Here is a 21,753-nt window from a genome sequence, read left to right as displayed (position 1 = left end):
GTCTACTCGCCCAAGTCGCCCCTCGGCGCCGCCATCGACGGCAAGAAGGTCGGCGGGGGCGCTCGGCCGCGGGCGCTGCCGGTGGGCCGCCAGCCGCGCCTGGAGCTGCGCCTCGACGCGCATCTCGTCCTCGCCGGGCGCCATCGCGATGATGATCAGCAGGACGGTCGCGACCGCGCCGACGCCGCCGACGAGCGGCAGCAGGAAGTCGGTCGGCTCCACACCGCCCGGGGGCGTGCCGTGCGCGTGCTCGTGCAGCGTGATGCGCATGGCGGCCATCCCGACGTAGTGCATGCCGGTCACCGCGACGCCCATGATCAGCGCGGCGCCGGCGGTCGGCAGCAGGCCGCGCACCTTGAGCGCGAACCACAGCGCCGCGGTGGCCGCGACGAGGGCGATCACCACCGACAGTGCGACCAGGCCGGGCTGGTAGCCGATGTCGCCGCCCATCTTCATCGCCGTCATGCCGGTGTAGTGCATGCTCGCCACGCCGATGCCGGTGAGCACGCCGCCCGTGACGACCACCGGCGTCCCCTCCCCGGCGAAGCCGACGATGAACAGCCCGACCGCGACGACCGCGATCGCGGTCGCGCAGCTCAGCAGGGTGAGCGGCACGTCGTAGCGGATCTCGGTGTCCGGGATGCTGAAGCCGAGCATCGCGATGAAGTGCATGACCCAGATCCCCGTGCCGCCGATGGCCAGCGCCGCGAGGCCGAGCCAGGACGCCCGGGACCGGCCTGCGGTGGCCCGCGCCCGCGCCGTGCACAGCAGCCCGAGCAGCGAGCCGACGAAGGACATGAGGTAGGCGGCCACCGGTGTGACCAGGCCGTAGGAGAAGTGGTGGACCTCGGTCATGGGCTCCCCCGGAACGTTCCAACCGCGACCGCCGCATCATGGCACGCTGACCAGCGCAGATCAGCCGAATCCCGGCAGAAAACCGAGTGTGGTTCTGGCCGATATCGGACGACCGGCAGGTGTCGTCAAGGACGCCGGAGCGTGCCGCGTCAGGGCGTGACGGCCATGACCGCCAGCAGCCGCGCGGCCAGGTCGCGGTCGCCCGAGACGGTCACGGAGACGTCGCCGGGGCCGCAGCGCCCGGCGGCCAGCCGGACGTAGCTCTCCCAGTCCATCGCCAGCTCGGCGGTGTGCGGGCCCCCGGACGTCCAGGCGGCGCGGCCGTCCGCGTCGACCTCGACGGCCACCGCGAAGTCGGGCGGGCCGGAGATCGTGAGCCCGACGGACTCGCCCGGCGCCGCCTTCGCGCGGCGGGCGACCAGGAACGGCAGCGCGGCGCTGAGCAGGTCCCAGAAGCAGCGCGCCGCCGGGGCGTCCAGGTTGCCGGGGCGGCCGGTCGCGCGGCGGACGTCCTGCTCGTGCGTCCAGCAGTCCATGGCCCGGAACTCCATGAAGCGCGAGTAGGGGCCCTCCTTGCCGTCCGGGCACATGACGACGCGGTCGGGGTCGATGGACGGGAGCTCGGCCAGCCGGCGGTCGAGGGCGGCCGCCAGCTCCGCCGCCACGGCCGGGCCCGGGACCGGGCGCCGCGCGTGCACCTGGGCCTCCATGACCCGCCCGAAGTCGTTGCGGACGTGCGGGAACTCGGGGAGCTCGACCTCGGGCCCGGGATCGCCGAGGATGCTCAGCTCCACCCCCGCCAGGTGGGCGAACTGGTCCTTGACCGTCCAGCCCGGGCATTCGGTGGGGCGGTCCCAGTCGTCCTCGCCGAGCGTCGCGGCGAGCGCGAGGGAGGAGCGGATCGTCTGCTCGTAGGCGGCGGTGTTGGCGCGCATCGCGTCGTTCATGTCAGCCCTCCATCGGCCGCCCGGGCCTCGCGGCCAGGCGTCGAACGCGTTGCGACGATGATGGCACAGCGGGCGTTTATCCCCGCCGCGGCGCCGGGTCCGAAAATCGGGTATTGCTTAATGATCATTCCTAGGTGATCATGGGCGAGTGGCCGCGGCCGACCGGTGACCCAGGTTATGGGAAAGGACGCCTGTCGTGATATTCGCATCAGTGGGGCTCGTGCTGGTCGGTATCGTCAGCGTGCTCAACCTGGCGATTCTGCTGATCATGCTGAGGCGGTGGCGGGAACTGGCGGCGGCGGCCGGGCCGGCCGCCGCGCGGGCCGCCGGCGGCGTCCGGATGATCGACCGCATCCCGGCCTTCTCCGCCCGCGCCGCGGACGGCACCCCGGTGACCGAGCGGACCCTGCTCGGCCGCGAGACCCTGGTCGGCTTCTTCTCCCTGACCTGCAAGGCCTGCGTCGACTCGGTGCCGCTGTTCGCCGGGCACGCCGAGCGGCTGCGCGCCGGCGGGGGCGTCTCGCTGGCGATCGTCCACGGGGACGGCGCGGCCGGCAGCGACCTGGCCGCGGCGCTGGACGAGGTGATGGACCTCGTGATCACCGAGGACGCGAACGCCGAACTGTCGCGCCGGTACGGCGCGAAGAATTACCCGACCTATGCCTGGTACGGAGCCGATGGAATGGTGACCTCGGCGGGCGCGGGCATCGCCGCTCTGCGTACCGAACTGGTCACTTCTTAGCGCGCTGGAAAAGCCGCTACCGAATGCCCCACGGGCACCCTCCGCCGCGATCCACCCTTTTCTCGGCGGTACCCGCCCGTGCGCGGAATCAGTCACCCCCACCACAAGGAGGAACCATGCTCCAGAGCGTGACCCGGCGCGTCACCCGCGCCATCGAGGGGATGCTCCCCACCGCCACCGCCGACGCCGGCTGCCCGCCGGACTCCTGGATGCAGTACAAGACCATGGGCGGGGTCTGCTTCGGCCGCACCTGCTCGACGAGCGGTGACTGCACGGTCCACTGCGGTCCCTGGTACAGCTACAACAAGAACTACTGCTGATGACGCGCGGGCGGGTGTGACACCCGCCCGGCACCGGGCGCGGCCGCTCTCGGGCGAGGGCGGCCGCGCGCCGGCCCCGGCGTTCCCCCGCACTCCCCCTGCCCGCCCCGCCCAGGAGCCCGCGTGCTTTTCGTTTCGCTCGCCTGCCGCCTCGCCCTGGCGGCGGTGATGACGCTGGCGGCGGTGGCCAAGCTCCGCGCGCCGGGCGCCTTCGCCGCCTCCCTGGAGGGGTTCGGCATCGTCCCGGCGCGGCTGCGCCGCCCGCTGGCCGTGCTCGTCCCGGCCGCCGAACTGCTCATCGCGCTGCTGCTGGCGCTGCCCGCCACCGTCACCGCCGGCTTCCTCGCCGCCGCGCTGTTCTGCTGCGGCCTGACGGCGGTCCCGGCCCTCGTCGTGGTCCGCGGGCAGAAGGTCGCGTGCGCCTGCTTCGGCGCCTCCGAGACGCCCATGGGCGGCGTGCACATCGCCCGCAACGCGGTCCTGCTCGCGGCGGCCTGCCTGGGCTCGGCCGTGGCGCTGACCCGCGGCGGCGGCGTTCCCGGCGAGCCGCCGGGGATCGCGCTGGCCGTGGTGGCGGCGGCCCTGCTCACCACATTGGCCGTCTTCGTCGACGACATCGCCGCGCTCTTCCGGGCCCCGGTCCCCGCCGGGGACGGGGGCCGGTGAGTCGCCGGAGCCGGAAAGGACATCCGTGGAATACCTCGTCGCCGGGCTCCTCCTGGCCGCCGCGCTCACCGCGCTGAACCTCCTGCTCACCGTGGCGGCCGTGCGCCGCTGGCGCGCCCACGCGACCGCCCCGCCGGACGGCGGCCACCACGGCCATGGGCACGACCACGGGCACGGCCACGATCACGGGCACGACGGCGGGGAGCCGGAGCTGGGCATCGCGCCCGGCGACCGGATGCCCGCCTTCACCGCGACCGCCGCCGACGGCACGACGGTCACGGCGGCCGACCTGGCGGGCCGTCCGGCGCTGCTCGCCTTCCTGTCCCTGGAGTGCCCCGGCTGCGACGACAGCGTGCCGGGCTTCGCCGAGCACGCGCGGCGCGTCCGGGACGCGGGCGGGCTGGTGCTGGCCACGGTGGTCGGCGTCGACGCGGCCGGCAGCGAGCTGGCCGCCCAGCTCGCCGGCGTCGCCGACCACGTGGTGCCCGAGTTCCTCGACGCCCCGCTCGGCACCGCCTTCGGCGTCCGCCTCTACCCCGGCTTCGCCCACTACGGCCCGGACGGCGTCGCCACCGCCACCAGCGTCGGCCTTGACCGACTGAACGCGGCCTTGGCGCCGTCGACGCCATGAGCGGCGGCGATGTGACGGAGCCGAGTGACGGGACGGAGCCCGGCGTCTCCGTCCTGCGCGGCATGAAGGCGGCTTACGCACTGGCCTGGCGCGCCTGCCCCGGCATGCTGGCCCTCCAGCTCGCCATGGCGGTCGTCGGCGGTACGGCGCCGGTGGCGACCGCCTGGCTGACCAAGATGGCGATCGACGAGCTCACCGCCGCGCACCCCCGCACCGGGACGCTCGTGTGGCTGGCGTCCGCCATCGGCGCCTTCGGCATCGCGACGGCCGTCACCTCGGCCGTCACCACGTACGCGCAGGGGCGGGCCAGGCGCGCCATCGGCCTGCACTCCCAGGACCGGATGTTCGCCGCGGTCAACCGCATGAACGGGCTGGCCCGCCTGGAGGAGCCGCGCTACCACGACCGGCTGCGGCTGGCCCAGCAGTCCGCCGAGCAGGCCCCCGACCAGCTGGTGCAGATGGGCCTCGCCACGCTGCGGGGCACCCTCGCCGTCACCGGGTTCCTCGGCGCGCTCGTGGCGATCAGCCCGGTCATGGCGGGCGCCGCGCTGGCGGCGGCCGCGCCCGCGCTGTTCGCCCATCTGACGCTGAGCCGGCGGCGGGCCGGGCTGCTCTGGCACATCAGCCCCGGCCTGCGGCGCAAGCTCTTCTACCAGATGCTCCTGACGGACCTGCAGGCCGCGAAGGAGGTCCGCCTGTTCGGGCTGGGGAACCTCCTGCACGGCCGGATGCTCACCGAACTGCGCGCGGCCAACGACGCCGAGGACCGGCTGGAGCGGAGCGTGGTGCGCGTCCAGATCCTCCTCGCCGTGCTAGGGGCGGTGCTGGCGGCGGTGGGCCTGCTGTGGGCCGTGCACGCCGCGGCCACTAGGACGATCAGCGTCGGCGACGTGTCGGTGTTCATCGCGTCGCTGGCGGGGCTCCAGGCCGGGCTCGCCGCCCTGGTGGAGGGCATCGCCCAGGGGCACCAGGCCGCACTGCTCTTCCACCACTACCTGACGGTCGTCGGGAGCGACGACGACCTGGCCGGGCCTACCCGGCCACGGGAACTCGCCCCGCTGTCCCACGCCATCGAGTTCCGCGACGTGTGGTTCCGCTACAGCGACGACGCCCCGTGGGTGCTGCGCGGGCTGAACCTGACCATCCCGCACGGCACCACCCTCGGCGTGGTGGGTCTCAACGGCGCGGGCAAGAGCACGCTCGTCAAGCTGCTCTGCCGGTTCTACGATCCGCAGCGCGGCGCCGTGCTGTGGGACGGGGTGGACGTCCGCGACGTCCCCGTGGAGCAGCTGCGGCAGCGGATCGGGGCGGTCTTCCAGGACTACATGGACTACGACCTCACCGCCGCCGAGAACATCGGGCTCGGAGACCTGGACGCGCTCGACGACCAGGCCCGGATCCGGGACGCCGCCGAGCGCGCCGGGGTCCACGCGACCATCGAGCGGCTCCCGGCCGGCTACCGGACGATGCTGAGCCGGCTGTTCCACGCCGGGGACGCGGACGGCGACCCGGAGGACGCCGCGCTGACGAACGGGGTCCGCCTCTCGGGCGGGCAGTGGCAGCGGCTGGCGCTGGCCCGCGGCCTGATGCGCCGGGGGCGCGACCTGATGATCCTGGACGAGCCCAGCTCCGGCCTCGACGCGGTGGCCGAGCGGGAGGTCCACGACCGGCTGCGGGAGCTGCGCGCGGGCGCCACGAGCGTCCTGGTCTCGCACCGGCTCAGCGCCGTCCGGCAGGCCGACCGGATCGTCGTCGTGCAGGACGGACGCATCCTGGAGAGCGGCGACCACGCGTCCCTCACCGCGTCCCCGGACGGGGTCTACGCACGCCTCTTCCGCAACCAGGCGGAGGGCTACCAGGAGCAGAGCCCGCAGGAGGACGCGGTGACCGCCGGATGAACCGGGCACTGGGCTGGGCGGTCCCCTCGGTGCTGGCCGCCGGGGCGGCGGCGCTGGCCGCCCGGAGCCTGCTCTCGACGGTCACCGTGCGGGGCGGCAGCATGACGCCGACCCTGCACCACGGTGACGTGCTGCTGGTGCTGCGCCACCGCCGCCGGGCCCGGCCCGGCCGGATCGTGGTCGTCCAGCGGCCCGACCGGCGCACCGGGTGGCGCGGGCCCGCCGATCCCTCCGGCGGCGGCGGCTGGTACGTCAAGCGGGTCCTCGCGGTGGCCGGGGACCCGGTGCCGTCCTGGGTGGCGGGCGACCTGACCGGCGACGTCCCGCGGGGCATGCTCGCGCTGCGCGGAGACCACCCCCGGTCGGAGGACTCCAAGCAGTGGGGCCTGTGCCCGTCCGACCGGATGTACGGGGTGGTGCTGGTGCGGCTGCGCACCGGCGAGAAGGTCAGCTAGCGGGCGCCGCCTCGGCCTGCGCGTCCGCCTCGGCCGAGGCGTCGGCCGAGGCGCCCCGCCGGCCGCGGCGGCGGAACCAGTGCCGGTGCGTCCGGACGAAGGTGACCACGAACAGCGCCTGGATGGCGCCCTCGATGAGGATCAGCAGCGCCGAGTCCAGGGCTTGGAGCACCGGCCCGCCGGTGAAGCCGTCGGCGACGCCCTCGACCGCGCGCAGGAACGCCGTGACCGCGATCGGCGCGCCGAACAGGGCGAACGAGGTGAGCGTGATCCCGGCGCCGAACACCAGGAAGAACGAGTAGACGCGCGTCGCGAGCCGCTCCCGCCGCGACAGCTCGGCCGTCGGATCCTCGACGGCGCCCGGACGTCGGCGCACCGCGGCGGCCGACCGGGCGAGCAGGTACCTGGCGTAGGCGAGCCCGTCGTCGAAGAGGTTGCGGGTCCGCAGCAGTTCGCGCAGCACGAAGTAGAGGTCGGTGCGCATGTAGACCTGGAGCTGGAAGGGGATCGCCATCAGGACGGTGATGACCAGCGCCTGCAGCAGCGCGTCCACGGTCCCGGGCAGCCCGGCGTGGGCGACGAGCAGCACCAGCGCCGACATCAGCAGCAGGTCCCAGGCGAGCCCGGCGAGGTAGACCCGGTACCGGGAGCGGCGCGGCACCCCCCACACCCCCGTGACGTCGGTCTGCGCCACGAGGTTGTGCAGCCGGGTGCCGAAGCCGATGCGTCCGGGCGCGCCGAGCGAGCGCGCCGCCATCAGGTGCATCAACTCGTGCACGCTGATCGACACCGACATCATCACCGTGTTGACCAGGACGGTGAACCCGACGTAGTCGTTCCAGAAGAAGTCCGAGTAGCTCGGCAGCAGCGAGGGGCGCAGGACGAGCGTGACCAGCGCCGCGCCGACCGCCGCCGACCAGAGGAGTTTCGCCGGGAGGCCGAACAGCCAGGCCGTGTTCCGCTCGGTGAGCCGGGCGAAGTGGCTGCGCGGGGCGTCCTCGGCCGGGTCCGGGAGCGGCTCTCCGTCGACGGACCGCACGAACCCCAGGTCGCTGAGGGCCTCCACGAGCTCGCCGAGGTCGACCTCGATGTCGTGCTCGGCGGCGATGCGCTCCTCGGCCGCGGCGACCGTCAGGCCGTCGCGCAGGAGGACGATCCCGTCCCCGTACACGGCGGGAAGCTCCACGAACTCGCCGATCCGCAGCCGGCCGACGACGACCGCGTCCGGGTCGTCGTCGTCCGGGCGGACCACCAGCGGGTGGAACTCGACCGTGGTCACGGCTTCCCGCAGGCGGGGCAGTCACTGTCCTGCGGGATCTCGATGAAGTACGAGTGGTCCCACATCGCGTAGTTCCAGTGGAAGACCTTGCCGCGCGCCTGGGTGGGCAGTCCCCCGAGGTGGTAGAGCACCTCCAGCGCGCAGAGGTGCCCGCTGACGTTGGCGCTGGCCGCGATCACGGCGTTGGGGCGCTCCTCGGTGAGGGAGCGGCCGTGGGCCTTGAACTCGCGCTGGTCCTCATGGCGGCGCAGGCACGCCCAGCATCCCGTCTCGCCCGGCACCAGGCCGCCCACGACGGCCATCGGCCCCGTGTAGAAGCTGACGAACCAGGGGGTGCCGGTCCGCAGCGCCGCCTCGTTCGTCCAGAACATGATGTCGGGGTGCGGCTCGTCGGCGCAGAGGACGAACAGGTCGCAGTCCTCCATCATCGCGGCGATCCCGTCGGGGCCGTCCGCCTTGACGGTGTCTCCGGTCACCTTCACGAGGCCGTTCATGGCGCGGAGCCGCTCCACGGCGCGGTCGACCTTGGGCTTGCCGATGTCGCCCTCGGTGTAGAGGAGCTGCCGGGTGAGGTTGGACTCCTCCACCACGTCGAAGTCGGCGACGTGCAGGGCGCCGATCCCGCTGGCCACCAGCCCGGCGGCCACCGCCGAACCCGTGCCGCCGAGACCGAGCAGGCCGACCCGCGCGTCCTTGACCTTGGACTGGATCTCGTACGGCGAGCTGCGCGGCGTCGTGTCGATCCACGCGAAGAAGTTGCGGGCGGGCTCGTAGCGTTCGGCCTCGGCCTCGTCCAGGTTGCCGGGCAGCGGCGCGCCGGCGTCCTCGACGAAGCCGCCGTCGGTCAGGTCCTGGATCACCTCGCGGGCGCTGTCCTCGTCCACGCCGGGATGGGTCTCGGCGAACGCGGCGCACACCTCGTCGACCGTGCGGGTGCCGTCCAGGAGGGTGATGAGCCGCGCGACGGCGCCGTCCTCGCTGTCCTGGATCTCCGCGGCGACGCCCTGCTGCATCAGGCCGATGAGGATGCGGTCGCCGGGCAGGGCGAGGGGCTGGTGGACGCGTTTGATTCGAGGGAGCCGCATGCGAGCCTTCCGGTCGTGGACAGGGAAAGGCCGGCCAGGCCGAGGCCTGGCCGGCCGGTACGCACTCGGGGAGGATCAGCCGCCTTCGCGGAGACCGGTCGTCTCGACCTTCTCCAGCCGCTTGATCTCCAGCTTGATCTTCTTGGCCTTCGGGGCCGGTTTCGCCTGTTCGACCTTCTGCATGGGACCTCCCGGAGGACCGCGGTGCCGGCGCGCGGTCTCGCGCGCTGTGATGTTGATCATAAGTTCAAGATCAACACTTGGGAAGATCAATGAGGGCAGATCTTTGCGTCGCGGGTCAGGCACTCAGCGTGTTCCCGATGATGGCCGCGTAGGCGGCCTCGCCCCTGGCGTTCGGGTGCAGCGGAGCGGCCGGGTTGAGGGGCACGTAGCCCTCCACCCACCGCTTGGTCGCCGACTGGCACGCGTCATGGCCGGCGCTGGGCGTGACCAGGTCGATGTACGTCGCGCCGTGCGCGTTCGCCTGGTCGCGGATGACGCCGTTCATGGCGTTGACGGCACCCTGGAGGAAGTTGGCGTCGGTCGGCAGGACGGGCTGGACGGGCCAGCAGCCGTTCGGCTTGATGTAGAGGCCGTAGCCCGTCACGACGATCCGGGCCTTCGGGGAGCGGGCGCGGATGCCGTCCAGGACGGCGCTGAGGCGCGGGCCGAGTTCCTGGGTGCGCTGCGCGACCTCGGTCTCGAACTCGCCCTTGCAGGGAGTGGCGGTGGGGTCGAGGTTGACGCAGTCCTCGGCGATGCCGACCAGGCCGACGTCGTTGCCGCCGATGGTGAGCGTGACGAGGGTGGTCGAGGCGGTGAGCGCGTCGAACTGCGGCGGGACGGTGCCGGTGTCGACGCCAGCGACGCTCGTGCTCTGCGGCTCGGTCATGTGCTTGCTCTTGGCACCGCTGCACGTGACGTCGCGGAGGTTCGCGCCCAGCGCGGCGGCCAGCTCGTGCGCGTAGTTGTGGGTGGACCGCCCGCACCCGATCGGACCGGTGATGTTCGGGATGAGCGGCCCGGAGGCCATCGAGTCGCCCAGGGCGACGTACTCCACCGGACCCTCCGCGAGCGGAGCCGCGTGGGCGGGGGACGCGACGAGGGCCGTGCCCGCGAGGACGAGCGCGCCGACCATGCCGTGCAACAGACGCTTCATGCCAAACTCCCGGCGTCATGGACGATGTCGCCGTGATCGTCCAGAATCTGGACAGACCGTTCAATTGGCGTGAAAACAGACTCTTGCGGGAGCCGTTGTGACGCGGGACAACACGGTGCTGTGCATGGCAGGACGGCCCATGGCGGCGCATCTGCGGGCCCGCGCCCCGCGGCTGACCCGGCGGGTCGTCGCGCGGCTGCTCACCGAGCTGCCCGTCTACGCGGAACTGCCGCAGGAGGAGGTCGCCGGGGACATCGCCGGGATCGTCCAGCACAGCCTGCGGCAGTTCGCGGACGTGCTGGAGCGGCGCCGCCCGGCCGCGCCGGAGGAGTTCGGCGACCAGCGCGACTCGGCGGCGCTGCGCGCCGAGGAGGAGGTGCCGCTGGACGCGATCCTCACCGCGTACCAGATCGGCGCCGCGATGGCGTGGGAGGAGCTGACCACCGGGGCGCGGCCGTCCGACCTGCCCGCCTTCCAGGAGGCGCTCGGCTACTTCCTGGACTTCCAGCGGCTGCTGCTCTCGGCGGTCAGCTCCGCCTACCTGGAGGTCCGGCAGATCATCGACAGCCAGGAGCACGGCGGGCGGCACGCGCTGATGACCGCGCTGCTCGGCGGGGACACCGCCGGGCACCGCCCGGCGCCCCGCTACGCGGTGCTGACGCTGGCGTTCGCCCCGCACCCGGACGAGGCGGGCACGGGCCAGCGCGCCCGGATCGCGGCCCGGCGCAAGATCCGGCGGATCCGGACGGCGCTGGACGAGGTCGCCGACGAGCCCGCGCTCACCGCCCTGGACAGCGCCGGCGGGACGGCCCTGCTGCCGTTCTCGGCCGGCTGGGACGTCCTGTGCGAGCTGGTGGCGCGGGCCGCCAAGTGCGCCGACACCGATGTCACGGCGGCGGCGGAGATCACCGGCCCCGCCGGGATCCCCGCCGCCGCCGTCCGGACGGCCGAGGTGATGGACCTGGTCCGCCGGGCCGGCCGCCCGCCCGGCCTGTACCGGCTCGCGGACGTCCTGCTCGACTACCAGCTGAGCCGGCCGAGCGGCGCGCTCGCCGGGCTCGCCGCCCTGCTGGCGCCGCTCGACCGCAAGCCGGAGCTGCTCCGCACGCTGGAGCGGTACCTGGCCTGCGACCTGGACCGGCGGGCGACGGGCGCGGCGCTGCACGTCCACCCGAACACGGTGGCCTACCGCGTCCGCCGGATCAGCGCGCTGACCGGGCTCGACCCGGCCCGGCCGAGCGACCTGCAGCTGCTGAACGCGGCGCTGGTCGCCCGCCGGTCCCTGCACTAGCCGGGCTCGGTGCTAGCCGGGCTCGGCCCTAGCGGTACTTGCGGCCGGGGGTCACCTCCCCGGCCAGCGCGTGTCGAGGACGTCGAACTGGTGCGGCAGCCGAAGCGCGTACCGGATCTTGTCGTTGGCCTTGAACGGCGCCCACAGCGGCTGCTCGAACAGCTCGTGGACGTCGCACCGGGCCGCGTTAGAGCCGGCCGCGTCCAGCAGTGCGTTGACGGCCTGCCGGCCGCCCTGGTTGGCGCCCTCCATCGTGGTGACGTTGATCGGCGTCTTCACCCAGTCCCCGGCGAGGAACAGGTTCGGGATCTTCGTCCCCGAGTTCGGGCGCAGCTTCCACGACCCCGGCTGCTGGATGAACAGCGGAGTGTCGTTGGTGACGCCGCCACTGCCGTTCGGGACGATCGCCGGGTCGAGGAACCAGGAGTGCAGGTCGGCGTCGGTGAGCTGCACCCCGGTGTCGTTGAGGTGCGCCTTGATCTGCTTCCACGTCTCCGCGGCGATCTCGTCGGGCAGGCAGTCGGTCGCCCGCTTCTTGTTGAACGTGCCCGGCGTGAACCAGTCGGAGATGATCGAGGACAGGCAGTCCTGGACGGTGCCGTCCCCGTAGGTGGAGAAGTCCCGCTTCCAGAACTGCTCCTGGCTGATGGACGTGACCGCCCACGTCGAGTCGCCGTAGTTCACGTGGCCGGCGGCCAGCGGCAGCTTCTTCTTGAGGAAGAACTGCAGCCCGGTCATCCAGTCGGTGCGCAGGCCCTTGATCCCCGCGAGCGACGGGTCGGCGCTCAGCACCGCGTCGCTCAGCAGGCCCGAGACCCGCTCGCACGGCATCGCGACCACGAACCAGTCGGCGGAGATCGGCGCCTTGCCCTTGACGCCGGCGGAGGCGATCCGCCCGCCGGAGACGCTGAGCGAGGTGACCTCGTACCCCACGTTGAACTTGACGCCGAGATCGCGCAGGTGGGCGATCCACGGGTCGAGCCACATCTCGGACGAGGACCCGTTGAGCACCCGGTCCACCGACCCGCCGGGCTCGTTGCCGAGCCCGATGATGCTCCACACGGTGGCCTCGCCGACCATCGCGATCGAGTGGGTGCTCGCGTCCTTGGACTTGGTGGCGGCGAGGTTGCGGATCGTCCCGTCGGCGATGAACTTGTTGTACTCGTCCGAGAACCGGTCGGCGCGGATGTAGTCGGCCCACGTGATGTTCTCCCACTGGCCGAGCTTGCGCTCGTCGCAGCTGGTGACGTACACGAGCAGCTTCTGCGCGGCGAACGCGGCCTCGGTCAGCGACAGCTTCGCGATCGTCTGGAGCCCCGAGGTGATCGTGGCGAGGAAGCTGTTGGTGTCGTAGATCCGCGACTCCGGCGGCAGCGGGAAGGGGAACGGGATCGTGAGGTCGGGGCGCCCCTGCCGCGACATCATGTAGGCGTCGGCGCGGACGAGGTTGTCCCAGGCGCCCTTGGCGTTGCCGGGGAACGGCGTGCGCCGCATGGTGTCGGTGAGGTTGAAGTAGAAGCCGGGGAAGAAGCGGAACCCGTGCTCGCCGGGGAGGTCGAGCCGGCCGCCCGTCCCGGTGCCCGGCGGGAAGATGCTGCGCGCCTTGCCGCCGAGGGCGGTGCGCTCGTAGACCTCGACCTCGAAGCCGCGCTCGATCAGCTCGTGCGCCGCGGTGAGGCCGGCGACGCCCGCCCCGAGGACGGCGACCCTTCCCCCGCTCGCGGCCCGCGCGGGGACGGGCCCCATGGCCATCGCGCCCGCGGTGGCGGCGCCCACCACGCCCGCGTCTCGTAGGAACCTTCTGCGTGTCGTCACGGCGACCTCCCGTGCCAGGCCCCCGACCCAATAAGTGTTGGGTTACTTGTAACACGCTATTAGCACACTGCCAATAAGGCGGCCGCAGCGGGTCTGCCCCGCACGGGAAATCACTCAGAAGAGGACAGACCGAAACGGCGGGACTCAGCCCGCGATCACACCGTGCTCGGTGCGGAGGTGGTGGTTGAGCGTGGAGAGCTCAAGGTGCGGCTGGTTGCAGCGCACGCACGACCAGACGCCGGTCGGAATGCTGTAGCCGTGCTTCGCGGCGTCGTCGCGCGCGCAGAGCGTGATGTAGGACTGGACGAGGCGCCGCCACGTCCGCCGGACCGCCGATGACATTCCCGCTCCCCCTCCGGGCCGAACCTTCCAGATCGGCCCAGGATAAGGCAACGGGAATGTCAAGGCGAAACGCCGGTGACCGGCGAACTCACTGGCCGATCTTCACCCCCGGCTCGCCGTACCGGTACTCCAGCGGCCGCACGCCGCGACCGCCCGGGATGTTGCCGCCGGCACGGTACTTGCCGGTGGGCAGGATCGTCCGGCCGAAGGTGTTCTCCATCATCAGCGCGCCCGCGGCGTAGAGCGAGATGACCGCGGTGGCGACGAACAGCCAGCCGCCGACGTCCAGGCTCCAGCCGGACGGCGCCCAGAAACCGGCCGCCGTGAAGCCCGAGCCCACGGCCAGGCACGCCAGCAGCAGCGCCATCACGATGTTCTCGCCGAGCGCCGCCAGCGCGGTCAGCCCGGTGATCACCGCCAGGGCGATGAACCAGAACGCGAAGCCCTGACTCGCCACGCCGAGCACTGGTGCCAGCGCGATCGGTACCGCGCCCGCGCTGACCAGCAGGAACAACAGGCCCCAGGCGAACCAGAACGAGCCCCACAGGCCGTGCACGGCGGTCGCGAGCCCGTCCCGCGCACGGTAGGCCCACATGCCCGCGAGGAACTGGGCGAGGCCGCCGAACAGCAGCACGAACGGCCACAGGATGAGCGGAGTGGCCGCGGTCCCGTACCAGCCCGCCTGCCAGGCGCCCACCATCATGGTCGCGCCCGCCAAGCCGAAAAGCCCGAGGATGGACGGAGCCGCGATGGGCTGCAGCATGACGCGCGTCCGGTCCTCCCAGAGCGCGTGCTCGCCCGGCTCATTGGCGCCCCTGCCCGGTACCGCCGTGGCGGCGCCGGGAGCGGGGGTGGCGGCGCCCTGCGCGGGCGTCGACGGTGCGGCGCGCTCGCCGGACATCGGCGATTGCGCGTGCTCTCTTCGCCTTGCCATGAGATCCCTCCTCTGGAATCGGAGAGCTGTAGAACCCCTCCTAACCGTGGTTTGAGCAGTCAAACTGCCACGAACCGGGATAGAACGGGAAAGACGCCCGCACGGCGCCTCGTTTACCGGACCTCGACGCGGGGATGGTCCCCCGATGACCTCACGGGGGACCGGCGCACGGCGGCCGGGGTCAGCCGCGCGGGCGGCAGTGGATCGCCAGGCCCGGGGTGAGGTGCCACCCGATCAGCCGGAACAGCCGGTCGAGGTACGGCGGCACCGCGTGCAGGACGAGCAGGCGTCCGTGCTCGTGCAGCTCGCGGGCCGCGAGGGTGAGGGCGCGCAGCCCGGCCACGTCCATGAAGGCGATCGCGGCCAGGTCGACGTGCAGGTCCCCGGGCACGCGGGCCTGCGCGGCGTGCAGCGCGGCGCCCACGTCCGGGGCGTTGGAGACGTCGATCTCGCCGGACATCCGGAGCCACGGCGAGGACGAGGCGGCGGCGATGTGCAGGAGCGCCGTGTCGAGTTCGACGACGTCGCAGCGGGGCGCCTCGCCGGACGGGGGAACCGGGCGCTCCCCCGAGCCGGGGCCGCCCTCGCCGCCGCCGATCCGCCAGATGGTCATGTCGTTGCGCACCTCGCCCATGGACGGGGCGCCGCTACCGTGCGCGGCCCCGTGTATGCCAGGCTCTCACCTGTCGGCACGTTATGAACCCAACCGGGCGGATTTCATGGACGAGAAGGCCATTCTGGACCGTATCAACGCGTTCATCGAGGAGGAGCACGGCCTGCGGGAGGCGCACGAGCGCGCCGAGACGACCAGCGCCGAGGCTCAGGAGCGGCTGCGCCGGCTGGAGGTCGCGCTCGACCAGTGCTGGGACCTGCTGCGCCAGCGCCGCGCCCGGATGGCGGCGGGGCAGAACCCGGACGACGCCGAGGTCCGCCCCGCCGGTGAGGTGGAGGGCTACCTGCAGTAGCCCGCGGGGATCCGGGTCGCGGGGATCCGGGTCACGGGACCATCCAGCCGAGCACGCCGGTCGCCTGGAGGCCCGACAGCAGGCACATCCCGGCGAGGAACAGCAGGCTCCACAGCACGACGCGGCGGAAGATGTCGCCCTCGCGCCCGTCCAGCCCCACGGCGGCGGCCGCGATCGCGAGGTTCTGCGGTGACACCATCTTCCCGAGGACGCCGCCGGAGCTGTTGGTCGCGGCCATCAGCACCGGCGACAGGTCCGCCTTGTTCGCGGCGGTGACCTGGAGCGCGCCGAACAGCGAGTTGGACGAGGTGTCCGACCCGGTCACGGCCGTCCCCAGCCAGCCGAGCACCGGGGACAGCAGCGCGAACGCGCCGCCCGCCCCGGCCATCCACGTGCCGAGCGTGACCGTCTGCCCGGACGCGTTCATCACGAACGCCAGCGCGAGCACCGCCATCACCGTGATGATCGCCCACTTGAGCTGGACGAGGGTCGTCCAGTAGGCGCGCAGGGCCTTGCCGAGGCCGACCCCGAGCGCGGCCATGGTGATCAGCCCGGCGACGAGCATCTGCGTGCCGGGCGTGGTCAGGTAGTTGAAGGTGAAGGTCGGCAGGGTGAGCGGCTTCCCGGTCGGGCCGGTGAGGTCGAGGCCGGGCCAGGAGAACGTCCGGGTGGCCCGGTCGAGCTGCTCCTTGACCTGGTCGATCTGGCAGACGACGAAGACCGCGATGATGATCGCGTAGGGGGCGTAGGCGCGGGCGACCTCGGCGCGCGGGTCGGGCTCGCCGCCCTTCTCCACGCGCGCGGCGAACTCGGGGGTGGGCTCGTCGGCGGCGCCGCCGGCGACCGGCGCGGGCCGGGCCGCCGGCCGCGGGCGCAGCCGGACGGCGAGCACGACCGCGGCGGCCGAGACCAGCGACGCGACGACGTCGGCGAGCGGCACCGAGATGAAGTTGGCGGTGACGTACTGCGCGGCGCCGAACGCGGCGCCGCACAGCAGGGCGGTGGGCCAGGTCTCGCGCAGGCCGCGCCGCCCGTCCACGATGGCGACGAGGACGAGCGGGACGAACACCGCGAGGATCGGGGTCTGCCGCCCGACCATCGCGCCGAGCGTGTCGCTGGACTCCCCGGTTACCTTGCCGAGGGTGAGGATCGGCGTCGCCATCGCGCCGAACGCGACCGGGGCGGTGTTGGCGGTGAGGGCGAGGACGGCGGCCTTGATCGGCTGGAAGCCGAGCGCGATGAGCATGACGGACGTGACCGCGACGGGCGTGCCGAAGCCCGCGAGGGCCTCCAGCAGCGCGCCGAAGGAGAACGCGATCAGCACGGCCTGGAGCCGGTGGTCGTCGCTGACCTGCGCGAACGAGCGGCGGAGCACGTCGAAGTGGCCGGTCGTGACGGTGATGTTGTAGACCCAGAGCGCGTTGATGACGATCCACAGGATCGGGTAGAAGCCGAACGCGGCGCCCTCGGTGCCGGCGAGGAGCGCCTGGCCGGCGGGCATGCCGTAGGCCCAGATCGCGACGGCCAGGGAGACGGCCAGCGCGATGAGGGACGCGAGCCACGCGCGCATGCGGACGCCGCCGAGCAGCACGAACAGCACGGCGAGCGGCAGTGCGGCGACCAGTGAGCTCCAGCCGAGCGAATCGGCGATGGGATCGAGGACCTGCTGGTACACGGCGATCACCTCGCGGGTAGGGAGCGCCCCCGAGCACGTGATCGATACCCACCCGCGTGACGCAGATCACCTTGATAGTGAACTTTTCAATCAGTCAAGCCCGGTCAGGACCTCCGTCCCCGGTCAGGGCCGTGGCGCGGTTCAGAAGTGGGGGCGCGGTTCAGAGGTGGCGGCGCGGTTCAGAGGTGGGGGAGCAGTTTCGCCGGGGTGATGGGCAGGTCGCGGACGCGGATCCCGGTCGCGTGGTGGACGGCGTTGCCGACGGCCGCCGCGGCGCCCACGATGCCGATCTCGCCGATGCCCTTCGAGCCCATCGGGTTCAGGTGCGGGTCGGACTCCTCCAGCCACGCCGCCTCGATGTCGCGGACGTCCGCGCAGGCCGGGACGTGGTACTGCGCGAGGTCGCGGTTGAGGAAGTCGCCGAACTCCCGGTCCATGACGCTCTCCTCCATCAGCGCCATGCCGATGCCCATCGTCATGCCGCCGATGAACTGGGAGCGGGCGGTCGTCGGGTTGATGATCCGGCCGGCGGCGAAGACGCCGAGCATGCGGCGGACGCGGGTCTCGCCGGTGTCGGCGTCCACCTCGACCTCGGCGAACTGCGCGCCGAACGCGTGCCGCGCGTACTCGTCCCGCCCGCCGACCTCCTCGGTGGTGTCGGCGGACGCCTCCAGCCCTTCGGGCGGCACCGCGCCGTTCAGCTTGCCCTTCAACGCCTCGCAGGCGCGGACGACGGCCATGCCCCAGCTCGCCGTCCCCGACGAGCCGCCCGCGACGGACGCCCGCGGGAACGAGCTGTCGCCGATCTCGAGCCGGACGTGGTCGAGGTCGGACTTGAGCGTCTCGGCGGCGATCAGGGTGAGGGCGGTGCGGGCGCCGGTGCCGATGTCGGCGGCGGCGATCCGGACGGTGAACGTCCCGTCGGGCTCGGCGCGCGCCATCGCCCTGTTGGGCTGCAGGTAGGCGGGGTAGGTGGACGCGGCGACGCCCATCCCGACCAGCTTGCGGCCCTCCCGGCGGGAGCCGGGGGCGGGGTCGCGGTGGTCCCAGCCGAACCGGTCGGCGCCCTCCCGCAGGCACGCGACCAGGTTGCGGGAGCTGAACGGCAGCCCGCTGCCCGGCTCGCGGTCGGTGTCGTTGCGGACGCGCAGTTCGACGGGGTCGATGCCGGCGGCGCCGGCCAGCTCGTCCATCGCCGATTCGAGCGCGTACATGCCGGGCGTCTCGCCCGGGGCGCGCATCCAGGACGGTGTGGGCACGTCCAGGCGCACCAGGCGGTGGGACGTGCGGCGATGAGGCGCCTGGTACATGACGCGGGTCGGCGTCGCGGTCTGCTCGGCGAACTCCTTGACGGTGGAGGACTGCTCGAACACCTCGTGCAGGACGGCGTTCAGCCGGCCGTTCTCGTCGGAGCCGAGCCGCATGCGCTGGATGGTCGGCGTGCGGTAGCCGGTCGTGGCGAACATCTGCTGCCTAGGAACGGCGAACTTGACCGGACGTCCCGCGGCGCGCGCGCACATCGCCGCCAGCACGACGCTCGGCCTGGGCGTCCCTTTGGAGCCGAACCCACCGCCGACATGGGGAGCCACCACGCGAACCTGGGACGGGTCCAGGCCGAAGACCTTCGCGAGCGTGGCCTGCACGGGCGACGCGCCCTGCGTGGAGTCGTAGAGGGTGAGGGAGCCGTCGCCGTTCCATTGGGCGAGCGTGGTGTGCGGCTCCATCGGGTTGTTGTGCTCGGCCGGGGTCGTGTAGGTGACGTCCACGCAGACGGCCGACTTGCTGAACGCGTCCTCCGGGTCGCCCTGCTCGGTGTCGGTGGGGAAGACGGGGTTCACCTTGTCCGGCTTGTAGAAGCCGGGGTGGTCGGTGCGAAGCGTGACGTCGGGTCGTTCCTCCGCGTACTCGACCTTGACGAGGCGGGCCGCTTCCCGCGCGGTTTCGAGCGTCTCGCCGACCACAGCGGCGATGAACTGGCCCCTATAGGAGACTGTCCGCGACTGGAACAGGGCCAGCTCGCCGTCGGAGGTGTCGCTGAGCGCCGGGGCGTTCTCGCAGGACAGGACGGCGATGACACCGGGCATCCGCAGCGCGGCCTCGGTGTCGACCGACCTGACCTCGCCCTTGCCCACGCTCGCCTGGACGGCCGAGGCGTAGGCGACGTTCTCGACCTGGTACTCGAACGCGTACCGCGCCCGCCCGGTCACCTTCTCGCGGCTCTCCAAGCGCTCGGTCATGATGCCCCCGTTCCCGCGAGTTCCGACAGCGTCCGGACGATGAGGTTGCGCGCGAGCGGCACCTTGTAGCCGTTGTCGCGCAGCGGCTCGGCGGCCTCCAGTTCGGCCTCGGCGGCGCGCTGGAACGCCTCCTCGGTCGCCTCGGCGCCGCGCAGCGCCTCTTCGGCGCGCCAGGCCCGCCACGGTTTGTGGGCCACGCCGCCCAAGGCCAGCCGGACGTCGTGCACGAGGCCGTCCTGCACGTCCAGGGCCGCCGCAATGGAGACGAGCGCGAACGCGAACGACGCGCGCTCCCGCACCTTGCGGTACCGCGACGCCATGCCCAGCGCAGGCACCTCCACGGCCGTGATGAGGTCGCCGTCCTCAAGCGTGGTGTCGCGCTGCGGCTCGTCACCGGGCAGCCGGTGCAGGTCTTCGATGGGGATGGTCCGCTCCCCCGCACGCCCCATGACGCGTACGGACGCGCCCAGGGCCGCCAGTGCCACCGCCATGTCGGACGGGTGCGTCGCCACGCATGCCTGAGAATGCCCCAGGATCGCCAGGTTGTGGTGCTCGCCCTCCCTGGCCGGGCATCCGCTTCCGGGGTTCCGCTTGTTGCACGGCTTGGCCGTGTCCTGGAAGTACGAGCATCGCGTGCGCTGGAGGAGGTTGCCGCCGACCGTGGCCACATTCCGGATCTGCCCGGACGCCCCCATGAGGACGGCCTGCGCCAGCATCTGGTGGCCTTCCCGGACGGTCGGGTCGGCGGCGAGGTCGCTGTTGCTCACGGCCGCGCCGATGACGAGGCTCCCGTCCGGGCGCAGCTCGATCTCGCCGTAGGGGAGGTGCGCGACGTCCACGAGCCTGCCCGGCTCCTCGACGCCGAGCCGCATCAGGTCGACGAGGTTGGTCCCGCCGCCCAGGTAAACGGCGCCGCCGTTGTGCCGTTCGAGGGCGTCCTCGGCGCTGGTGGCGCGCTCGTACGCGAAGGGCCTCATGCCTGCGCCGCCTCCCTCGCCCGAGCGGCGGCGGCCTGCCGCACCGCCGCGACGATGCCCGCGTAGGCGCCGCACCTGCACAGGTTGCCGCTCATGCGCTCGCGTATCTCGTCGTCGTCCAGCACCGGATCGGACCCCAGGTCCTCGGTCACGGCGCTGGGCCAGCCGCGTTCGGCCTCCGCGAGGACGGCCGTGGCGGAGCAGAGCTGCCCCGGCGTGCAGTACCCGCACTGGAAGGCGTCCTGCTCGATGAAGGCCTCCTGGACGGGGCTGAGCCGCCCGTCCTCTTCGAGCCCCTCGACCGTGACGATGTCGGCCCCGTCGTGCGCGACGGCCAGCGCCAGGCAGCCGTTCGCCCGGCGCCCGTCCAGCAGGACGGTGCAGGCGCCGCACTGGCCGTGGTCGCAGCCCTTCTTCGAACCCGTCAACCCGAGGTCCTCCCGCAGGACGTCCAGCAGGGACGCGCGGGTGTCGACGCTGAGCCGGTGCTCGGTGCCGTTCACGACCAGGGTGATGTCGGCGTGCATAGGCGTGTCCATGCTGCGCCCCTACCCGGAACCGCCGGGGTGAGTCCGGCTAGAGGAGTTCGACGGCGGCGTCCACGGCGGCGCCGACGTCGCCGTCCGGCGGGTACAGCAGGGAGCGCCCCGCGACAAGGCCCTTCACGCCGGGGATGCGCAGCGCGCGGCGCCACCCGTCCAGCACCGGGCCGAGCTCGCCCGCGACCTCGCCGCCGAGCAGCAGCGCGGGCAGCGTCGTCGCCGCCATCACCCGCTCCATCTCCGGCACGACCGGCAGCTTCAGCCACGTGTACGCCGACGTGGTGCCGAGCCCGGACGCCACCGACACCGCGCGGATCATCGCCTCCGGCGTCAGCAGGTTCCGCACGCGGCCCTCGATCCGGTGCGCGACGAACGGCTCCACCATCGCCATCAGCCGGTGCCGGGCGAGGCCCGACACCGCGTGCGCGCAGCCCTCCAGCGTGCGGGCGGTCGCCGGGTCGGCGTCGTCGACGCGCAGCAGCATCTTGCCGCCGTCCAGCCGCGCCGCCGCGACCGCGTCGGCGTCGTAGGCGGTGAACCGGTCGTCGATCTCGAAGGACGTCCCGGCGAGGCCGCCGCGGTTCATCGACCCGATCGCGAGCCGGTCGTCCAGCACGCCGAGCAGGAGCAGGTCCTCCAGGACGTCGGGGGTGCCGAGGACGCCGTCCACGCCGGGGTGCTCCAGCGCGGTGCGGAGCCGGTCGAGCAGGTCGGCGCGGTCCGCCATCGCGACCGGGTCGCCGCCGGCGGCGAGCGCGCCGCGGGCCGGATGGTCGGCCGCGACGATCAGCAGCCGGCCGGACGGCCCGAGCGGGGCGTCGCGGCGCCGCCGGGCGGCCGCCGCCTCGGCGATCGCGCCCGGCCGCGCGGCCCGCACGTCGGTCAGCTCGCTGATGCGCACGCCGCCGAGTCTGCTGACGCCCGCTACCGTGTGTCAA

The 21,753-nt window shown here is 72.8% G+C and carries 22 protein-coding genes; 8 read left to right on the top strand and 14 right to left on the bottom strand.

Annotation, left to right across the window (positions count from 1 at the left end):
- Both AB0K34_RS25035 and AB0K34_RS25030 read right to left on the bottom strand, forming a co-directional pair.
- Nucleotides 1-855 (bottom strand): MHYT domain-containing protein (locus tag AB0K34_RS25035; RefSeq protein ID WP_364551171.1); only part of this gene is annotated, 855 nt, incomplete at its 3' end.
- A 149-nt stretch (nt 856-1,004) separates the two neighbouring features.
- A complete protein-coding gene (locus tag AB0K34_RS25030) occupies nt 1,005-1,802 on the bottom strand; it encodes a maleylpyruvate isomerase family mycothiol-dependent enzyme (protein ID WP_364551169.1) in 798 nt (265 codons plus the stop codon).
- Between the two features lie 211 nt (nt 1,803-2,013).
- Here AB0K34_RS25030 and AB0K34_RS25025 point away from each other — a divergent pair, with 211 nt between their 5' ends.
- The 6 genes from AB0K34_RS25025 to AB0K34_RS25000 all read left to right on the top strand — a co-directional run bounded on the left by AB0K34_RS25025 (nt 2,014) and on the right by AB0K34_RS25000 (nt 6,514).
- Entirely contained in the window at nt 2,014-2,544 is a 531-nt protein-coding gene (locus tag AB0K34_RS25025) for a redoxin domain-containing protein (protein ID WP_301174719.1), read from the top strand.
- A gap of 116 nt (nt 2,545-2,660) precedes the next feature.
- Nucleotides 2,661-2,864 (top strand): hypothetical protein, encoded by a 204-nt coding sequence (locus AB0K34_RS25020; RefSeq protein WP_138635278.1) that lies wholly within the window; start codon nt 2,661-2,663, stop codon nt 2,862-2,864.
- A 123-nt stretch (nt 2,865-2,987) separates the two neighbouring features.
- Nucleotides 2,988-3,530: a MauE/DoxX family redox-associated membrane protein gene (locus tag AB0K34_RS25015; protein WP_364551167.1), complete on the top strand. Its 543-nt coding sequence runs from the start codon at nt 2,988-2,990 to the stop codon at nt 3,528-3,530.
- 25 nt (nt 3,531-3,555) lie between these two features.
- Entirely contained in the window at nt 3,556-4,161 is a 606-nt protein-coding gene (locus AB0K34_RS25010) for a redoxin domain-containing protein (protein WP_364551165.1), read from the top strand.
- Nucleotides 4,162-4,172: 11 nt separating this feature from the next.
- Nucleotides 4,173-6,059: an ABC transporter ATP-binding protein gene (locus AB0K34_RS25005; RefSeq protein WP_364551163.1), complete on the top strand. Its 1,887-nt coding sequence runs from the start codon at nt 4,173-4,175 to the stop codon at nt 6,057-6,059.
- Nucleotides 6,056-6,514 carry a S26 family signal peptidase gene (locus AB0K34_RS25000; protein WP_364551161.1) on the top strand — a complete coding sequence of 153 codons (459 nt, stop codon included), beginning with the start codon at nt 6,056-6,058 and terminating at the stop codon, nt 6,512-6,514. Before AB0K34_RS25005 ends, AB0K34_RS25000 begins: the two co-directional genes overlap by 4 nt.
- Here the strand turns inward: AB0K34_RS25000 and AB0K34_RS24995 are convergent.
- The 3 genes from AB0K34_RS24995 to AB0K34_RS24985 form a co-directional block, all read right to left on the bottom strand.
- Nucleotides 6,507-7,793, bottom strand: a complete 1,287-nt coding sequence (locus tag AB0K34_RS24995; protein WP_364551159.1) for a hypothetical protein — start codon at nt 7,791-7,793, stop codon at nt 6,507-6,509. The two genes, AB0K34_RS25000 and AB0K34_RS24995, sit on opposite strands and share 8 nt — an antisense overlap.
- The gene (locus tag AB0K34_RS24990) at nt 7,790-8,878 is read right to left on the bottom strand and encodes a TOMM precursor leader peptide-binding protein (protein WP_138635489.1); all 1,089 of its coding nucleotides are present in this window, start codon (nt 8,876-8,878) and stop codon (nt 7,790-7,792) included. Before AB0K34_RS24990 ends, AB0K34_RS24995 begins: the two co-directional genes overlap by 4 nt.
- A 298-nt stretch (nt 8,879-9,176) precedes the next feature.
- Complete coding sequence (locus AB0K34_RS24985; protein ID WP_364551157.1) at nt 9,177-10,037, bottom strand: SGNH/GDSL hydrolase family protein; 861 nt, start codon at nt 10,035-10,037, stop codon at nt 9,177-9,179.
- 124 nt (nt 10,038-10,161) lie between these two features.
- Between AB0K34_RS24985 and AB0K34_RS24980 the strand changes: the two genes are divergently transcribed.
- On the top strand, nt 10,162-11,328 hold the full coding sequence (locus AB0K34_RS24980; protein ID WP_205719148.1) for a helix-turn-helix domain-containing protein: 1,167 nt from the start codon (nt 10,162-10,164) through the stop codon (nt 11,326-11,328).
- A gap of 51 nt (nt 11,329-11,379) precedes the next feature.
- Here the strand turns inward: AB0K34_RS24980 and AB0K34_RS24975 are convergent, their stop codons facing one another.
- The 4 genes from AB0K34_RS24975 to AB0K34_RS24960 all read right to left on the bottom strand — a co-directional run bounded on the left by AB0K34_RS24975 (nt 11,380) and on the right by AB0K34_RS24960 (nt 15,032).
- Nucleotides 11,380-13,143, bottom strand: coding sequence for an FAD-dependent oxidoreductase (locus AB0K34_RS24975; protein WP_364551155.1), 1,764 nt, complete (start codon nt 13,141-13,143; stop codon nt 11,380-11,382).
- A gap of 144 nt (nt 13,144-13,287) precedes the next feature.
- Nucleotides 13,288-13,485, bottom strand: a complete 198-nt coding sequence (locus tag AB0K34_RS24970; RefSeq protein ID WP_364551153.1) for a hypothetical protein — start codon at nt 13,483-13,485, stop codon at nt 13,288-13,290.
- Nucleotides 13,486-13,573: 88 nt separating this feature from the next.
- Nucleotides 13,574-14,419, bottom strand: coding sequence for a GPR1/FUN34/YaaH family transporter (locus AB0K34_RS24965; RefSeq protein WP_364551151.1), 846 nt, complete (start codon nt 14,417-14,419; stop codon nt 13,574-13,576).
- Between the two features lie 181 nt (nt 14,420-14,600).
- Nucleotides 14,601-15,032, bottom strand: a complete 432-nt coding sequence (locus tag AB0K34_RS24960) for an STAS domain-containing protein (protein ID WP_364551149.1) — start codon at nt 15,030-15,032, stop codon at nt 14,601-14,603.
- Between the two features lie 106 nt (nt 15,033-15,138).
- Between AB0K34_RS24960 and AB0K34_RS24955 the strand changes: the two genes are divergently transcribed.
- The gene (locus AB0K34_RS24955; RefSeq protein WP_138635494.1) at nt 15,139-15,384 is read left to right on the top strand and encodes a DUF2630 family protein; all 246 of its coding nucleotides are present in this window, start codon (nt 15,139-15,141) and stop codon (nt 15,382-15,384) included.
- A gap of 31 nt (nt 15,385-15,415) precedes the next feature.
- Here AB0K34_RS24955 and AB0K34_RS24950 read toward each other — a convergent pair whose 3' ends face one another.
- The 5 genes from AB0K34_RS24950 to AB0K34_RS24930 form a co-directional block, all read right to left on the bottom strand.
- Nucleotides 15,416-17,059, bottom strand: coding sequence for an L-lactate permease (locus tag AB0K34_RS24950; RefSeq protein ID WP_364551147.1), 1,644 nt, complete (start codon nt 17,057-17,059; stop codon nt 15,416-15,418).
- Between the two features lie 179 nt (nt 17,060-17,238).
- Complete coding sequence (locus tag AB0K34_RS24945) at nt 17,239-19,296, bottom strand: xanthine dehydrogenase family protein molybdopterin-binding subunit (RefSeq protein WP_364551145.1); 2,058 nt, start codon at nt 19,294-19,296, stop codon at nt 17,239-17,241.
- Nucleotides 19,293-20,273 (bottom strand): xanthine dehydrogenase family protein subunit M, encoded by a 981-nt coding sequence (locus AB0K34_RS24940; protein ID WP_301178203.1) that lies wholly within the window; start codon nt 20,271-20,273, stop codon nt 19,293-19,295. Before AB0K34_RS24940 ends, AB0K34_RS24945 begins: the two co-directional genes overlap by 4 nt.
- Entirely contained in the window at nt 20,270-20,800 is a 531-nt protein-coding gene (locus AB0K34_RS24935; RefSeq protein WP_138635515.1) for a 2Fe-2S iron-sulfur cluster-binding protein, read from the bottom strand. The genes AB0K34_RS24940 and AB0K34_RS24935 overlap by 4 nt, the downstream gene beginning before the upstream one ends.
- A gap of 49 nt (nt 20,801-20,849) precedes the next feature.
- Entirely contained in the window at nt 20,850-21,716 is an 867-nt protein-coding gene (locus AB0K34_RS24930; RefSeq protein WP_364551143.1) for an aldolase, read from the bottom strand.
- Nucleotides 21,717-21,753: the final 37 nt, after the last annotated feature.

The sequence above is a fragment of the Actinomadura sp. NPDC049382 genome (assembly GCF_040677125.1).
Taxonomy (GTDB): Bacteria; Actinomycetota; Actinomycetes; order Streptosporangiales; family Streptosporangiaceae; genus Spirillospora; species Spirillospora geliboluensis.
The sequence above is the reverse complement of the archived record's forward strand: the minus strand, read 5'-3'. Positions and strand labels throughout refer to the sequence as shown.

Excerpts from the sequence above, each read along its gene's own strand:
- AB0K34_RS25030 (WP_364551169.1), bottom strand. The coding sequence starts at position 1,802 with ATGAACGACGCGATGCGCGCCAACACCGCCGCCTACGAGCAGACGATC.
- AB0K34_RS25020 (WP_138635278.1), top strand. The coding sequence starts at position 2,661 with ATGCTCCAGAGCGTGACCCGGCGCGTCACCCGCGCCATCGAGGGGATG.
- AB0K34_RS25000 (WP_364551161.1), top strand. The coding sequence starts at position 6,056 with ATGAACCGGGCACTGGGCTGGGCGGTCCCCTCGGTGCTGGCCGCCGGG.
- AB0K34_RS24990 (WP_138635489.1), bottom strand. The coding sequence starts at position 8,878 with ATGCGGCTCCCTCGAATCAAACGCGTCCACCAGCCCCTCGCCCTGCCC.
- AB0K34_RS24985 (WP_364551157.1), bottom strand. The coding sequence starts at position 10,037 with ATGAAGCGTCTGTTGCACGGCATGGTCGGCGCGCTCGTCCTCGCGGGC.
- AB0K34_RS24980 (WP_205719148.1), top strand. The coding sequence starts at position 10,162 with ATGGCAGGACGGCCCATGGCGGCGCATCTGCGGGCCCGCGCCCCGCGG.
- AB0K34_RS24970 (WP_364551153.1), bottom strand. The coding sequence starts at position 13,485 with ATGTCATCGGCGGTCCGGCGGACGTGGCGGCGCCTCGTCCAGTCCTAC.
- AB0K34_RS24965 (WP_364551151.1), bottom strand. The coding sequence starts at position 14,419 with ATGGCAAGGCGAAGAGAGCACGCGCAATCGCCGATGTCCGGCGAGCGC.
- AB0K34_RS24960 (WP_364551149.1), bottom strand. The coding sequence starts at position 15,032 with ATGACCATCTGGCGGATCGGCGGCGGCGAGGGCGGCCCCGGCTCGGGG.
- AB0K34_RS24955 (WP_138635494.1), top strand. The coding sequence starts at position 15,139 with ATGGACGAGAAGGCCATTCTGGACCGTATCAACGCGTTCATCGAGGAG.
- AB0K34_RS24945 (WP_364551145.1), bottom strand. The coding sequence starts at position 19,296 with ATGACCGAGCGCTTGGAGAGCCGCGAGAAGGTGACCGGGCGGGCGCGG.
- AB0K34_RS24940 (WP_301178203.1), bottom strand. The coding sequence starts at position 20,273 with ATGAGGCCCTTCGCGTACGAGCGCGCCACCAGCGCCGAGGACGCCCTC.
- AB0K34_RS24935 (WP_138635515.1), bottom strand. The coding sequence starts at position 20,800 with ATGCACGCCGACATCACCCTGGTCGTGAACGGCACCGAGCACCGGCTC.